Origin of the sequence: Campylobacter fetus subsp. fetus (assembly GCF_900475935.1) — a bacterium.
GTDB lineage: Bacteria > Campylobacterota > Campylobacteria > Campylobacterales > Campylobacteraceae > Campylobacter > Campylobacter fetus.
In genome coordinates, this window is record NZ_LS483431.1 from 812,470 (window position 1) to 827,034 (window position 14,565).

15 protein-coding genes are annotated in these 14,565 nt (G+C 32.7%); 12 read left to right on the top strand and 3 right to left on the bottom strand.

Annotated features, from left to right (window positions below):
• Positions 1 to 124 precede the first annotated feature (124 nt).
• From DQN38_RS03980 to DQN38_RS04005, 6 genes are all read left to right on the top strand, one after another.
• The gene (locus DQN38_RS03980; protein ID WP_002849260.1) at positions 125 to 2,005 is read left to right on the top strand and encodes a flagellar assembly protein A; all 1,881 of its coding nucleotides are present in this window, start codon (positions 125 to 127) and stop codon (positions 2,003 to 2,005) included.
• 2 nt (positions 2,006 to 2,007) lie between these two features.
• Positions 2,008 to 2,562 (top strand): Holliday junction branch migration protein RuvA, encoded by a 555-nt coding sequence (gene ruvA, locus DQN38_RS03985; protein WP_002849261.1) that lies wholly within the window; start codon positions 2,008 to 2,010, stop codon positions 2,560 to 2,562.
• Between the two features lie 8 nt (positions 2,563 to 2,570).
• Positions 2,571 to 3,608 carry a D-alanine--D-alanine ligase gene (locus DQN38_RS03990; RefSeq protein ID WP_038453327.1) on the top strand — a complete coding sequence of 346 codons (1,038 nt, stop codon included), beginning with the start codon at positions 2,571 to 2,573 and terminating at the stop codon, positions 3,606 to 3,608.
• A gap of 68 nt (positions 3,609 to 3,676) precedes the next feature.
• The gene (locus DQN38_RS03995) at positions 3,677 to 3,913 is read left to right on the top strand and encodes a prevent-host-death protein (protein ID WP_002849263.1); all 237 of its coding nucleotides are present in this window, start codon (positions 3,677 to 3,679) and stop codon (positions 3,911 to 3,913) included.
• Entirely contained in the window at positions 3,903 to 4,697 is a 795-nt protein-coding gene (locus DQN38_RS04000) for an EstV family lipase (protein WP_011731964.1), read from the top strand. Before DQN38_RS03995 ends, DQN38_RS04000 begins: the two co-directional genes overlap by 11 nt.
• Complete coding sequence (locus tag DQN38_RS04005; RefSeq protein ID WP_065844103.1) at positions 4,690 to 6,126, top strand: Mur ligase family protein; 1,437 nt, start codon at positions 4,690 to 4,692, stop codon at positions 6,124 to 6,126. Before DQN38_RS04000 ends, DQN38_RS04005 begins: the two co-directional genes overlap by 8 nt.
• Positions 6,127 to 6,190: 64 nt before the next feature.
• Here DQN38_RS04005 and DQN38_RS04010 read toward each other — a convergent pair whose 3' ends face one another.
• Positions 6,191 to 7,390 (bottom strand): acetate kinase, encoded by a 1,200-nt coding sequence (locus DQN38_RS04010; RefSeq protein WP_002849266.1) that lies wholly within the window; start codon positions 7,388 to 7,390, stop codon positions 6,191 to 6,193.
• Positions 7,391 to 8,785, bottom strand: a complete 1,395-nt coding sequence (gene pta, locus DQN38_RS04015) for a phosphate acetyltransferase (protein ID WP_065844182.1) — start codon at positions 8,783 to 8,785, stop codon at positions 7,391 to 7,393. It abuts the gene before it with no gap.
• A 75-nt stretch (positions 8,786 to 8,860) separates the two neighbouring features.
• On the opposite strand from pta, the gene flgH reads away from it, so the two are divergent.
• The 6 genes from flgH (at position 8,861) to DQN38_RS04045 (ending at position 13,869) form a co-directional block, all read left to right on the top strand.
• Entirely contained in the window at positions 8,861 to 9,565 is a 705-nt protein-coding gene (flgH, locus tag DQN38_RS04020; protein ID WP_002849268.1) for a flagellar basal body L-ring protein FlgH, read from the top strand.
• 183 nt (positions 9,566 to 9,748) lie between these two features.
• Positions 9,749 to 10,372: a DUF305 domain-containing protein gene (locus DQN38_RS04025; RefSeq protein ID WP_065844183.1), complete on the top strand. Its 624-nt coding sequence runs from the start codon at positions 9,749 to 9,751 to the stop codon at positions 10,370 to 10,372.
• Positions 10,373 to 10,556: 184 nt separating this feature from the next.
• On the top strand, positions 10,557 to 12,233 hold the full coding sequence (locus tag DQN38_RS04030; protein WP_002849272.1) for an acetolactate synthase large subunit: 1,677 nt from the start codon (positions 10,557 to 10,559) through the stop codon (positions 12,231 to 12,233).
• Between the two features lie 3 nt (positions 12,234 to 12,236).
• Positions 12,237 to 12,698: an acetolactate synthase small subunit gene (gene ilvN / locus DQN38_RS04035; protein ID WP_002849273.1), complete on the top strand. Its 462-nt coding sequence runs from the start codon at positions 12,237 to 12,239 to the stop codon at positions 12,696 to 12,698.
• Positions 12,698 to 13,645: a UDP-3-O-(3-hydroxymyristoyl)glucosamine N-acyltransferase gene (gene lpxD / locus DQN38_RS04040; protein WP_002849276.1), complete on the top strand. Its 948-nt coding sequence runs from the start codon at positions 12,698 to 12,700 to the stop codon at positions 13,643 to 13,645. The genes ilvN and lpxD overlap by 1 nt, the downstream gene beginning before the upstream one ends.
• Entirely contained in the window at positions 13,642 to 13,869 is a 228-nt protein-coding gene (locus DQN38_RS04045) for a hypothetical protein (protein WP_002849277.1), read from the top strand. Before lpxD ends, DQN38_RS04045 begins: the two co-directional genes overlap by 4 nt.
• Here DQN38_RS04045 and DQN38_RS04050 read toward each other — a convergent pair.
• The gene (locus tag DQN38_RS04050; protein WP_042960591.1) at positions 13,866 to 14,474 is read right to left on the bottom strand and encodes a DedA family protein; all 609 of its coding nucleotides are present in this window, start codon (positions 14,472 to 14,474) and stop codon (positions 13,866 to 13,868) included. The genes DQN38_RS04045 and DQN38_RS04050 overlap by 4 nt on opposite strands.
• Positions 14,475 to 14,565: the final 91 nt, after the last annotated feature.

Genomic DNA, 14,565 nt, shown 5'->3' on the forward strand with positions numbered 1-14,565 from the left:
TAATTTCATTATTAAGTCAATTTGTATTTATAAATCAGTCTTTGTTTTGCGACTATTTTTTATATAGAATTTAGTGGTTTTAATGTATAATTAAATATTAATTAATCATAGACCAAGGATTTTTATGGCTGATGAAGTTATAATGCCGTCGATAATAGTAGATACGAAAAATCCATATCAAGATATGGAATTTATAGCTTCTAACGCCGGAGTTAGCGTTGATAATGTTGATTTTAATATAATTTCCGTCGATACGCGGTATAAATTAAAACCCGAAGATGATTTTATAAGCGCTATCGACAGCGAGCTTCGTATGTTTGATGATGACGAGTTTATGTCGAATCCAAATTTATCTATATCTCAAAATTATAAAGTAGAATTTTTTGATAGACGAGTTAAAAAGCAGCCTATGTTACCAAAAGTATCATTGGGTACAAATAAAAATATGACAAAAGTAGTAGCCTCTATAAAAGAGGATTCAAACGTGAAATACTATCCTTCATTTGAACGAGATCTTATAAATTTCATACAAAAAAAGTTATTAAAAGCAAATATACTGATAGGTATAAGAGACTATATAATGCTTAGAGAGATAAATAAAGTAACGTCTATTTTGCGTATAAAAGAGATTATCGATAAGGCATTTACGTTTGTAGTGGTCACTGGAGTAGATCCTGTAGTGGCTGTAGACGATAATATGATATTTTACTATAAAAGCAAATTAAAAAATAGTGAAAAGAATAAAGACGACAAGGTAAATTACTCGAATAGAGGATTTGTTCAAGGAGTTACGGAAGGCGAAGTCATTATAGAATATATAAAGCCTAAAACCGGAATTGCTGGTAGAAATGTTAAAGGAGATGTTATCTCTGTTAATGAGCCAAAAATTCTAATAAAAGAGAAGATTAACGTAAGTCAAAATATAGATGTAAAAGAAGATGACGATAGCATAAAATACATAGCTAAGAAAAACGGTTACGTAAACGAAGAAAAAGGCACGTATGATATAAAAGATGAGCTTGATATAAATGAAGTAAGCTTTAAAACAACCGGATCTATAGAAACTAGCTTAGAATCTGACGTAAAAATCAATATTAAAGAAAAAGATATTTTAAAAGACGCCGTCGGTGCTGGCATGAGTATAGAAACAACTTCTATAAACGTAGAAGGAAACGTAGCTAAAGGCGCGCATATCGTAGCCAAAGATGTTATTATAGGTGGTCAAACTCATGCAAAATCAGTTATAAAGGCTCAAACAGCAGAGATATCCGTGCATTTAGGGCGATTAATATGTGATGAAGCAAAGATAGATAGGTTGGAAAGCGGTTATGTTAGGGCAAAAAAGGTATTTATAAACTCAGTTATAGGCGGAGAAATAATAGCAAATGAAGTTCATATCAAGCGTCTTTTTGCAAACTCTAGTATAACTGCATCGACTTTGGTAGAAATAGACGAACTAAAAGGAACAAACAATAGAATTTGCATAGATTCTGGAGAGATACTAAATTATGAAGGAAAGCTAGAAGAGTACTCTAAAACTATGTCTAAGCTAAAGACCGATATATTAGTTATACCAAGAGAGTTAGAAAGCAAAAAAAATATTATAGACTCAAACCGAGAATCGGTAAATTCGATAAAACGTAGAATAGAAGAGTTAAGAAGCACAGGCAAAGCGCCTCCCATGTCATTTTTAAATAAATTAAAAGATTTTCAAGCTTTAGTCTATGAATATAATAGTATGCTAAAAGATCTAAACGGTAAAAAAGCTGCTTTAAACGATTTGAAAGAAGAGTTAAAAAGTATGCAAAGTATGGTATTTAAAGCTAAAATTATAAATAAAGATAGGTGGAAAGAGCTAAATGAGATTAAATTTAGATTGATTGAACCAAAAAAAGATATTACTTATAGTACGAGAGAAAATGAGTTGGCGAAGCTTATAACATTAAAGTGCGTTACTTTGGGCGATGAAGAGATCTACGAAATAAAAAAATCAAACGAGATATAACAATGATAAAAGCAATAGAAGGAATAATTACAAAAAAAGAGCCGACTAACGTCTGGATAAAAACTCTTAGCGGAGTGAGTTACGGAATTTCCATATCACTTTTTACTAGTGCAAGCTTGCAAAAAGGTGAAAAAGTCGAACTTTTTATAACTCAAGTGATAAGAGAAGATGCGAATTTGCTTTACGGTTTTATAAAAGAGAGTGAGCAGCGTATATTTGAAATGCTTTTAAAAGTAAACGGTATAGGTGCTTCAACGGCTATGGCGGTTTGTTCCAGCTTGGGTCCAGATGAATTTAGTATAGCAGTTATGAACGGCGATGACGCTGTTTTAAGAAGAGTCCCTGGTATAGGTCCAAAAACTGCAAGAACTCTTATAGCTCAACTAAGCGATGCTAAGTTTGGAGAGATTAATTCTATGCCTAGTTATCAAAATGAAGCGTTTATGGCTTTAGAAAGTTTAGGTTTTAAAAGAGATAGAATTTCAAAAGTATTAAATGAATGTTCTAGTAATGATACTGCTTCTCTTATCAAAGAAGCGCTTAAAAAACTTGCGTAAGGATAGTTATGAAATTTGGTATAGTATTTGGCGGAGTGAGTTTTGAACATGAGATAAGCATAGTCTCGGCCATAGCGGTAAAAAAGGCTTTAAAGTGCGAACTTAGTTTTATTTTCGTAGATAAATTCGGAGATTTTTATCTTATAAATAGTGACGATATGAGAGCAAATTTTTTTAGCAGTCATAAGTATAAAAACTCAAAAAAACTTCATCTAAAAAAAGGTGGTTTTGCGGCTCACGGGATATTTGGTATGAATGATCTAAACGTGGATTGCTATATAAATTTAATACACGGCAGAGATGGCGAAGACGGCAAAATAGCCGGTATGTTTGAGTTTTATAACGTAACTTTTATTGGCCCTAGATTAGAAGCTAGCGTGATGAGTTTCAACAAAGAACTCACAAAACTATTAGCTCATAAATGCGCTGTAAAATCTCTTCCTTATGAGATGATAAAAAGAGGCGATATAGTTAAAACCGAACTTCCTTTTATACTAAAACCAGCAAGACTTGGAAGTAGTATAGGCGTGAGCGTTGTTAGGGATATTTCAAATTTAGATTATGCGTTAGACGTGGCATTTGAGTTTGATAAAGATATCTTAGTAGAGCCTTTTAAAGAAGGTATAAGAGAGTTTAATTTAGCAGGATTTAAAGCCGAAAATGATTTTATATACTCTTTTATAGAAGAGCCAAAAAAGAATGATTTTTTAGATTTTGAACAAAAATATATGAGTTTTTCTAGTAGCTGTGCAAAAGAAGCCGATATAGACGATAGTCTAAAAATAGCGATAAAAGACGCTTTTGCTAAAATTTATAATGGTGGAAATTTTGACGGAGCTTTGATAAGATGTGATTTTTTTGTTTTAGATAATGAAGTTTATCTAAATGAGATAAATCCAAATCCCGGTAGCATGGCAAACTATTTATTTACCGACTTTACGTCATCTGTAGAAAAATTGGCGAATTCTATAAAACCATCAAAAAATATAGATATAGACTATAAATTTATTAATTCTATAACAAGCAATAAAGGTAAGCTAGCATAAAACTTTAAAATCTTTCTAAGCCAAATTTATGTAGAATTTTACATAAAATTCTACATTAAGGATCTGTCATGGCTACATTTAGTAAAAATGAAGTATACACCGCAACAGAAGTCGTGAGAAATTTTAGTTCCATACTTACTAAAATCGCAAAAGCAGAGATGAAAAGAGCGTTTATAGTTAAAAACAACCGCTTTGAAGCGGTACTTTTAAATATGGACGAGTACGAAAGACTAAATGATGCAGTAGTTTTGCTAGAAGCGATATATACTACTCAGAAAAAAGAGAGAGCTGAAAATGGCGATTAAAGACGTAAAGGTAAATGGCGGAGTTTATAGCATAAATTATGATATTGTAAATCCTAATGCAGATATTTCTATCTTGATTTTGCATGGATGGGGTGCAAATAAAGAGATTATGAAAAAAGCTTTTTTGAACCATTTAGATGATTTCAAACAGATATACATAGATCTTCCCGGTTTTGGTAAAAGTACTCTAAAACATCCTTTAGATACAAAAAAATACGCTATTATAGTATCTGAATTTTTAAATTTAATAGGCGTAAAACCTGATTTTATCATGGGGCATAGTTTTGGCGGCAAGGTTGCTAGCTTGTTAAATAGTCCTAGACTAGTTCTTTTAAGCAGCGCCGGCATAATAACTAAAAAATCATTTTTAGTTCGTTTTAAGATAAAGATTTTTAAACTAATTAAATTATTTGGTTTTGGTAAATTTTATAAACTGTTTGCGACAAAAGATGTGGCTGGAATGAGTAAAGAGATGTATGAAACTCTAAAAAATGTTGTTGATGAGGATTTTAGACATATTTTTGCAAATTGCAAGGCTAAGACATTGATTTTCTGGGGAAAAGATGATAAATCAACGCCTCTTAAAAGCGGAGAAACTATATCGAAGCTTATCGTAAATAGTGAGTTTTATCCGCTAAATGGTGACCACTTTTTCTTTTTATTGCACTCTAAATTTATAAGCGATAAGATAAAAATATCCTTAGCGCATGAGACTCAAAGTAAAAATTTAGATGACGCATATACACAAGGTTGTATTTTAGAATCAGGAGATGACGATGCTTGAAATATCTTTAAAATTAGTTTCAAATTTTATTATAACGTTATGTTTTGGTTTGTATATCATCACTGCTTTGCAATGGTATAATTATAAATTTGAGCGTGTGTTATTTCATTATACTAAACCTTTGTGGCATCTTTATTACGCTATTATTCCATTGACGTATATAAGTATGTTTCAAAATTATGTAATTTTATTTATCGGATCTATTTTATATGGCGTGGCCATTATTTTATGGCAAAAAAAGCTTGATAAAAGACTGGTTTTAACAAATCGAGTTAAGAGATTTTTTCTTTTTTTATTGATATTTTTTGTTGTTAGTTTATTTTTTAAATTTGAACAGATAGCCGTATTACAGCTTATATTTAGTGTTGGTTTTGCTCTTTGTTTTAGCTTTATTTATGAGTATATTTTGGCTTTGAAATTTAAAAAAGAGGCTAAAAACAAGATAAATAACATTTCAAATTTAAAAATCGTATTGATAACTGCTAGTTTCGGTAAAACTAGTATGAAAAATTTTCTTTATGATATGCTAAAAGATGATTTCAATGTTTATAAAACCCCAAGAAGCGTAAATACTTTATCAGGAATAATAAGAGATATAAATGAAAACCTAAGTTTTAATACCCAAATTTATATAGCTGAAGCAGGTGCTAGACTAAAAGGAGATATCAAAGATATAACTGAGTTTTTAGAGCCTCATTTTGTGATAGTCGGAGAGATAGGAGACGCTCATATAGAGTATTTTAAAAGCATAGAAAATGTTCGCACTACAAAGCTTGAAGCCCTTAATTCATCTAGAATTAAAAAAGCTTTTTTACATAGCTCTACTTTGAAAAACTATGATAAAAATATAGTAATTTATGATATTTTGGTTAAAAATATAGTTTCAAATTTAGATGGAGTTAAATTTAGTATTTTATATAATGCTAAAGAACTTCATTTTAGTTCAAAGTTACTTGGAGGATTTAACGCTTATAATCTTTGTGCTTGTATACTTCTTGCGATGGAACTTGGAGTAAATGAGCAAACTCTTCAAAATGCTATTTTAAAGATAAAAAGCGTGGAACATCGTTTGGAGAGGATTGAAGCTGGTGGAAAAATCATCATCGATGATAGTTTTAATGGAAATTTAAAAGGGATGAAAGAGAGCTATGAACTTGTAAATAGCTATAGCGGAAAGAAGGTATTGCTAACTCCTGGTATAGTTGAAGGAAAAAGTAGCTTAAATGAAGAGCTGTCAAAAAAGATAAATGAAGTGTTTGATATAGTCGTGATAACAAATAGTTTAAACGAGAAATCTCTTACTAAATTTCTTGTAAAACCAGAAGTCGTGCTGTTAAAAGATAGATCGCAAATGCAAGATTTTTTGGCAAATCATACTGTTGCCGGAGATCTCATTTTATTTAGTAATGACGCACCGAATTTCATATAAAGTAAGGCAGTATATAAATTTAAAAAAGAGCTAAATTTATTTAAAAATAGCTCTTTAACAATTGTTATTTTTTTGATTGATTTATTATACGCAGAGTATCTTCTGCTATAGCTAGTTCTTCATCCGTAGGAACTATGATGATGCGAACTTTTGTTTCAGGAAGACCTACGCGGCGTGGCTCATCTTTTTTAGCGGCATTTTTATCTTTATCCATTCTTATACCAAATATTTCAAGTCCGCTACAAACGGCTTCCCTGATTCTAGCATCATTTTCACCTATACCAGCGGTAAATATGATAGCATTTATTTCACCCAGTATTGATATATAAGCACCGATATATTTTTTTATGCGCAGCACAAACATCTCAAAAGCAAGTTTTGCATTTTCATCTCCGGCATCCATTCTAGCTTCTATTTCACGCATATCGTTTGAGCCGCCTATTGCTAAAAGACCGCTTTTCTTATTCATTATGGTATCAATTTCCTCGCCGCTTAAGTTTGCATTTTTCATCAAAAAAGGTACAATGGCAGGATCTATGCTTCCGCATCTTGTTCCCATCATAAGACCTTCAAGAGGAGTTAAACCCATACTTGTATCGATACATTTTCCATTTTTTATAGCTGCTATACTAGCACCGTTTCCAAGGTGTAGCGTGATACAGCTAAAATGGTCAAAATCAACACCTAGAATTTTTGCGCCGGCTTTTGCTACAAACTGATGCGATGTACCGTGAGCACCGTATCTTCTTATTTTATATTTTTCATAAAATTCAATTGGAAGAGGGTACATATATGAGCTTTTTGGCATTGTTTGATGAAAAACGGTATCAAAAACAGCTACATTTGGAATATCTGGTCTAACTTTCAAAGTCTCTTTCATGCCTGCTAAGTGAGCTGGATTATGAAGCGGAGCAAGCGGTATAAGTTCTTCTATTTTTTGCAAAACATCATCATCTACAAGTACAGCGTCGTTGAAAAGATCTGCGCCTTGAACTACCCTGTGACCTACGCCGTCTATCTCATCAAGGCTTGTTAATGCGTGACTGTTAAATAAAAGCTCATTCATCACGTCTATTCCTGTACCGTGATCAGGAATTTCTTCTCTTTTTTCAGCTATTTCACCGGTTTTCGTGACTATTTTTGCATATGAGTTTTTTGCGCCTATTTGTTCTATTAAACCTTTGCATATAACGCTTTCATCGCTCATATCGTAAAGTTTAAATTTAATCGAGCTGCTACCTGAGTTTATAACCAAAATTTTCATTTATTCTCCTTGAGATTGTATTGCGCTTATTAAGACCGTATTTACTATATCTTCAACCAAACATCCACGACTTAGATCATTTACTGGTTTATTTAGTCCTTGCAAAATTGGACCTATAGCTATAGCATTTGCGGTTCTTTGTACTGCTTTATAGCAGATATTTCCGCAGTTTAAATTTGGAAATATAAATGTATTTGCGTTTCCAGCTACTGCTGAGTTTGGTAATTTTTTAGCGGCGACTGCTTTATCTACCGCAGCGTCAAACTGAATTGGACCTTCTATTTTTAAGTTAGGATCAAGTTCTTTTGCTTTTTTTGTTGCTTCTATTATAAAATCTACATCTTCACCACATCCACTGTCGCCAGTGGAGTAACTTAGCATTGCTACTTTAGGATCAAGTCCAAAATTTTTAGCTGTTTTTGCAGTGCTTATAGCTATATTTGCTAGTTGGTCTGTTGTGGGATTTGGCGTGATAGCGCAATCTGCGTAAATTTGAGTTTTAGTATCTAAACAGACGATAAAACTTCCACTTACATTGCTAATTCCCGGTTTCATTTTGATAAATTGAAGAGCAGGGCGAATGGTCTGTGCAGTAGTCGTGCTAGCTCCGCTTACCATAGCATCTGCTACGCCTTTATAAACTAGCATCGTTCCAAAATACGTTCTATCCTCCATCAATGATTTTGCTTTTTCTAGCTCCATCCCTTTTGATTTTCTAAGTTCATATAAGGTATTTGTAAAATCATCTTTGTAGGCGTTATCTTTTGTGTTTATAATAACTGCTTTTTCTAAATTTAGATTTAGAAATTCCGCTCTTTCTTCTATATTTATTTTTTCTCCTAAAAGTATTATATTCACAGCTTCATTTTCAAGCAAAATTTGAGCAGCTTTTAATACTCTATCATCATTGCTTTCTGGTAAAACTACTGTTTTCAAATTTGATTTAGCTCTATCAAAAAGCATTTTTTCAAATTTAAGCGGCGTTATACAGCTACTGTTTGCGGTTTTTATCTCGTTTATATCATTAATGTAAGTAAATCCTAAAATATCTTTTTTAAACTCACTTTCTGGGCTGAGATAAAAAGGAGCGTTAAGATTTTTAGCTATATCGGCGTCAAGACTTTCTATCGAACTTCCTACTATAACTATAAAATTCGCATCTATACTATCAAATTTAGAGATAATTGATTTTATTAATTGATTTTTTTTACCATTTTTTAAAATTTCTTTAGCTTCACTTTTTGTTAGAAAAGTGTTACAATTTTTCTCATTTATATCGCTAATGGGAAAAAATATAGTATTTTTGTTACTAATTTCACTAAGTTCTTTCAGTAAATTTTGCCTAAATTTATCGTTTTGGTAGTCCGATTCAAGAATATAGATAGCTTTTAACACTGTTTTCTCCTATGTTTAATGTATTTGGAACTCAATTTGCTTTAATTGTAGCATATTTATATTTTAAGGCAGTTTATGAAAAAGAAATATATTTTAGTTTTTATTTTACCGTTTTTTGCAGGTTGCGCAACAGGTGCCAACCCGGACATTTCCATGGAGCCACCGGCATATGTGGAACAGCTTCCATCAAAAGAAAACGGCATAGGTGTAAGCAGTCCAGGCAGTCTTTTTGGTAGAGGAGACAATCCGCTATTTTCAGATAGAAAAGCTATGAATGTAAATGATATCGTAACTGTTGTTATACAAGAGACGGCAAATCAAACATCAAAAGCCGATAAAACAACAAAAAAAGATAGCACTACGTCTTTGAGCGGAGGTACTTTTACGACTCCTGCTAACTCAGCGCTATCTGGAATCGCAAATGATATTAATAAAATTTCAGGCATAGGATTTTCAGCCGGCGGAGCAAATAATTATAGCGGAAGCGGCACTAGTACTAGAAACGAGACTTTTAATACGACAGTTTCTGCAAGGATTATAAAAATCCTAAATAACGGTAATTATTTTATAGAAGGTAGTAAAGAGATCCTTATAAATAACGAAAAGCAGATAATGCAGATAAGTGGCGTTATAAGACCATATGATATTAGCCAAAATAATCAAATAGAGTCTCGCTATATCTCTGATGCTAAGATACTATATAAGACAGAAGGAGATTTACAAAGAGCTACTAGCAAGCCTTGGGGAACAAAGGTTTTAGAGACTATTTGGCCTTTTTAAATTTATAACATCGACTTTTGAATATTCCAAATGAAAAAGAGTTTAGCTTAAATTTATTATTTATAATATGCTAAACTCTACTTTGCTTACTTATAATATATAATTTATATTAAAACAATTATCAAAATATTTAGTATTTTTAGTTTAAATTCTCATTTATAAATTTAAGTGTAAAGGACAACTATGAAAAAAACAGTTATAGCGATAAGCATCGCTTTGGCTTTTAATTTAAGTGCTGCTCAAAATGATCATATGCACGATTCCATCGGTAATTCTGCGTCATATAAAATAATGATGAGTATGCATGAACCTATGGTAAATACTCCTTTTGTAAGTTCAGGCAGCGTGGAAGTCGATTTTTTAAGCAATATGATACCGCATCATCAAGGAGCGGTTGATTCTTCTAAGCTTCTACTTGAATTTAGTAAAAACGATACAGTAAGAAAGATAGCAAGCACCATAATATCAGATCAAGAAAAAGAGATAAAAGAGTTTAACGATATTTTAAAAAACAAAACTTATTTTACTACAAAGCTAGATAGTGCTAAATATGATGAGTTTGTTGCCGCCGAAAGATTAGACATGAAAAATATGATGGCAGATATGGGAAAGGTAAAAGACACTAATAACGTAGATAGAGATTTTCTAGAGTCTATGATATTTCATCATAAAGGTGCCATAGACGCTTCAAATCAAATTTTAAAATACACAAAAGATAAAACTATAATACAAATAGCAAAAAATATCATCAAAGCCCAAGAAAAAGAGATAAAAGAGTTTAACGAGCTTTTAAAAAGCGGTATTTAAATCTAAATATACTAAACTAAATATGCGATTTATCCTACTATAATTATATATAAATTTGATAAGTGTGTGATTTCTACACACTTATCGATATTTTTCATATATTTTTAACCTTGCTTTTATTCTGTTTTAAATTTACTTAACATAATTAACGCTATAATTTTGTATTTTATACAAAGGTGGAACGATGAAAAAATTAAATGGTTCACAGATGATAAGTGAAGCATTAAAGCACGAAGGAGTTAGTGTTGTTTTTGGCTATCCTGGAGGAGCGGCTTTAAACATTTATGATGAAACATATAAGCAAGACTATTTTACTCATGTTTTGACTAGACATGAGCAAGCAGCAGTTCATGCTGCTGATGGATATGCTAGAGCTTCTGGCAAGGTCGGTGTTGCTTTTGTTACAAGTGGTCCGGGTTTTACAAATGCCGTGACAGGTCTCGCTACTGCTTATGCCGATTCGATTCCACTGGTGCTTATAAGCGGTCAAGTCCCGCTACCGCTCATAGGTACTGATGCTTTTCAGGAGATTGATGCGGTGGGAATTTCTCGCCCTTGTGTAAAACATAATTTTTTAGTTAAAACTATAGATGAACTTCCACGTATTTTAAAAGAAGCTTTTTATATAGCTAGAAGCGGACGTCCGGGCCCTGTTCATGTGGATATACCAAAAGACGTAACTGCGGCTATGGGCGATTTCAATTATCCAAGCGAGATAAAAATGCAAACCTATAAACCAAATGTAAAAGGTCATCCAAATCAGATTAAAAAAGCGTGTGAGATAATATCAAAATCCAAAAAACCTATAGTTTATCTAGGCGGAGGTGCTATAAATAGTAATGCTGCGGATGAGGCTAGAAAATTTATTCATACTGCAAACATCCCGACTGTTGAAACCCTTATGGCTCTTGGAACTTTAAGAAGCGACGACGAGTTAAACTTAGGAATGGTCGGAATGCATGGAAGTTACGCTGCAAATATGGCTTTAAGCGAAGCGGATTTGATTATCTGTTTTGGAGCTAGGTTTGATGATAGGGTAACTGGTAAGCTTAGTGAATTTGCAAAAAATGCAAAAGTTATACACGTAGATATAGATCCAAGCAGCATCGGAAAGATAGTGAATGCAGAGTATCCTATAGTAGGCGATCTAAAGAATGTTTTAATAGAATTAAATGATAAGATAAATATCTCAGAAGGCAGTTTTGATCCATGGATAGAGCAGATATCTATATATAAAAAACTTCATCCGCTTACATATAAAGACAGCGATGAGATTTTAAAACCGCAATGGGTTATTCAAAATTTAGCCAAAATAGCCGGAGATGACGCTGTTATAGCAACGGATGTCGGACAACATCAGATGTGGGTAGCGCAGTTTTATCCATTTACTCGTCCAAGGCAACTTCTTACTAGCGGCGGATTAGGAACTATGGGTTATGGACTTCCTGCTGCTATGGGCGCTGCATGGGCGGTTGATGTTCCTGTCGTAGCAGTTAGCGGAGATGGTGGATTTCTTATGAATATACAAGAATTAATGACTTTATCGGCAAATAAAAAACGCGTTATAAATATAATTTTAAATAATAATTTTTTAGGAATGGTTCGTCAGTGGCAGACGTTTTTTTATGGTGAAAGATATTCAAATACGGATCTTAGCATTCAGCCAGATTTTGTTAAAATTTGTGAGGGTTTTGGCGGAAAAGGTTTTGTTGTAAAAACTAAAGACGAGTTTAAAAATGCACTTAAAGAGGCTCTTAAAATCGATACTGTAAGCGTTATAGAAGTTAAGATAGATAGATTTGAGAATGTTTTACCTATGGTTCCAGCCGGAGCTGCAATTTATAATATGATATTGGAGTAGGAGATGAGAAGAGTTATATCGGCTATTGTTTTAAATGAACATGGCGTTTTAAGTCGTATTGCAGGGCTTTTTTCAGGGCGTGGATATAATATTGACTCGCTCACCGTAGCTCCAGTACCAGATAGTGAGTTTTCAAGAGTTACTATAGTGACTAGTGGTGATGAGAGGGTTTTTGAACAGATAGTAAAACAACTTCATAAACTTATACCGACTTATAAAGTTATAGATAGCGGTGAGTTCGTAGAAAAAGAGATGGTTTTAGTAAAAATATCTTTAAATGAAAACTTTAGTGGATTAGATCCTATATTAAAATCATATAACGGTATGGTTGCAAATGCAAATGAAAATTGCATCATAGTCATGGCGTGTGATAATGCTCAGCGAATTGACTGTTTTATAAAAGTAATGAAAAAATATAACCCGATTCAAATAGTAAGAAGCGGATCGGTAATGATGGAAGTATGATGAGATTAAGTGAAATTTATAAGATTTTAAATTTAGAGTTTGTAGGCGCCGATATGGAAATTTCGGCTCTAAATTCTCTTGGAAGAGCTAATGTAGATGAGCTTAGTTATTGCGATAGCGAAAAAAATAGTAAATTTATAGATGAAAGCAGAGCGGGAGCTATTTTAGTAACTTCAAATTTAGCAAATTTAGTAAAAAGTAGAGCCGTAATAGTAGAAAATCCGCACCTTGCTTTTGCTATTTTATCAAAAACGTTTTCTAAGCCTCTATTTTATCCAAAATCCCCAGCTGTGATAGATGAAAGTGTTACTATAATGCCAAATGTATATATAGGTAACAATGTAAAAATAGAATCTAGAAGTATCATCATGGCAGGAGCTTATATAGGAGATAACGTAACCATAGGACAAGACTGCATAATTCATCCAAATGTTGTAATATATAATGATTGCAAGATAGGAAATGAGTGCCATATAAATGCTAATGCGGTTATAGGAAGTGATGGTTTTGGATATGCTCATACAAAAACCGGTGAGCATATAAAAATTTATCATAATGGCTGGGTAGAATTAGAAGATAATGTAGAAATAGGAGCTTGCACAACTATAGATAGAGGCGTTTTTGAGCCGACTATTGTTAAAAAATATAGCAAAATAGATAATCTAGTTCAAATCGGTCATAATTGCGAGATCGGTTTTGGTTGCATTATCGTAAGTCAAACGGGTCTTGCTGGAAGCACGAAACTCGGACGAAATGTTGTTATGGGAGGACAAAGCGGTACTGCCGGTCACTTAAAAATAGGAGATTTTGCTCAAATAGCAGGTCGCGGCGCTGTTAGCAAAGATTTAGAACCGGGAAAAAACTATGCAGGATATCCTATAATGGAGTTGAAAGAGTGGTTTAAACTTCAGGCTAAATTTTTAAAAGAGTTTGGAGTAAAAAGATGACAAATGCTAAATTAGAAAAAGTTATTGCATTAGAGGGCACCAAAAAAGGATCTATTTTGGTAGCTCACATCGATGAGCCTTATGGAAAAGACTCAAAGCCTATTATAAGTATAGGAGTTAGTTTGAAAGGCGATAATGAGCCAGACTGGAAAGTACATATACCTTATGAAAATTTAGACGAACTTATAGATGTTTTAAATGAGATTAAAAAAGCAAAAGATTAGCTCTTTGCTTTTTTCTTCTTTTGGATATAGATATATGCAGCCGTAATCATCGCTACTACTATGAGAAGCACTATTATTATAGTATGTAAGTATTCAGCGATAAGCTCTTTTTGATCACCTAAAAAATATCCGATAGCTATCAAAATCGCTACCCAAATGCCGGCTCCTAAAGTAGTAAAAATACAAAATCTAAGAATATTCATTTTAGCTAGCCCGGCAGGAAGACTTATATACTGCCTTATGCCCGGTATCAATCTGCAGTTAAATGTTGAAATTTCTCCGTATTTATTAAAGAAATTTTCAAATTTATCCATTTTTTCATCTGTTATTCCTACGTATTTTCCATATGTTTGTATAAAACTTCTACCGAAAAAGAAACATAAATAGTAGTTAAATAAAGCTCCGGCTAAGCTGCCAAAGGCTCCGGCTAAGAAAGCTAGAGTAACACTCATTTCGCCTTTATATACAAGATAGCCAGCAGGTATCATCACGACTTCGCTCGGAAATGGAAAAAAACTACTCTCAAGAGCCATTAGTAAAAATATACCTATATAACCCCAATCAGCGACTAGATCAACTAGAAAATTTATAATATCGCTTAGCACTTATATCCTTTAATAAAAATGTGTATTTTAGCAACATATGGTAAATGTTTATCGTTTAATTATTTAAATTTATTTGCTATTTAAGTGTTTT

Bases quoted from the DNA above. Each gene is read 5' to 3' on its own strand.
- DQN38_RS04030 (WP_002849272.1), top strand. From the start codon at position 10,557: ATGAAAAAATTAAATGGTTCACAGATGATAAGTGAAGCATTAAAGCAC.
- DQN38_RS04000 (WP_011731964.1), top strand. From the start codon at position 3,903: ATGGCGATTAAAGACGTAAAGGTAAATGGCGGAGTTTATAGCATAAAT.
- DQN38_RS04045 (WP_002849277.1), top strand. From the start codon at position 13,642: ATGACAAATGCTAAATTAGAAAAAGTTATTGCATTAGAGGGCACCAAA.
- lpxD (WP_002849276.1), top strand. From the start codon at position 12,698: ATGAGATTAAGTGAAATTTATAAGATTTTAAATTTAGAGTTTGTAGGC.
- flgH (WP_002849268.1), top strand. From the start codon at position 8,861: ATGAAAAAGAAATATATTTTAGTTTTTATTTTACCGTTTTTTGCAGGT.
- DQN38_RS03980 (WP_002849260.1), top strand. From the start codon at position 125: ATGGCTGATGAAGTTATAATGCCGTCGATAATAGTAGATACGAAAAAT.
- DQN38_RS04005 (WP_065844103.1), top strand. From the start codon at position 4,690: ATGCTTGAAATATCTTTAAAATTAGTTTCAAATTTTATTATAACGTTA.
- ilvN (WP_002849273.1), top strand. From the start codon at position 12,237: ATGAGAAGAGTTATATCGGCTATTGTTTTAAATGAACATGGCGTTTTA.
- ruvA (WP_002849261.1), top strand. From the start codon at position 2,008: ATGATAAAAGCAATAGAAGGAATAATTACAAAAAAAGAGCCGACTAAC.
- DQN38_RS03995 (WP_002849263.1), top strand. From the start codon at position 3,677: ATGGCTACATTTAGTAAAAATGAAGTATACACCGCAACAGAAGTCGTG.
- DQN38_RS03990 (WP_038453327.1), top strand. From the start codon at position 2,571: ATGAAATTTGGTATAGTATTTGGCGGAGTGAGTTTTGAACATGAGATA.
- DQN38_RS04025 (WP_065844183.1), top strand. From the start codon at position 9,749: ATGAAAAAAACAGTTATAGCGATAAGCATCGCTTTGGCTTTTAATTTA.
- DQN38_RS04010 (WP_002849266.1), bottom strand. From the start codon at position 7,390: ATGAAAATTTTGGTTATAAACTCAGGTAGCAGCTCGATTAAATTTAAA.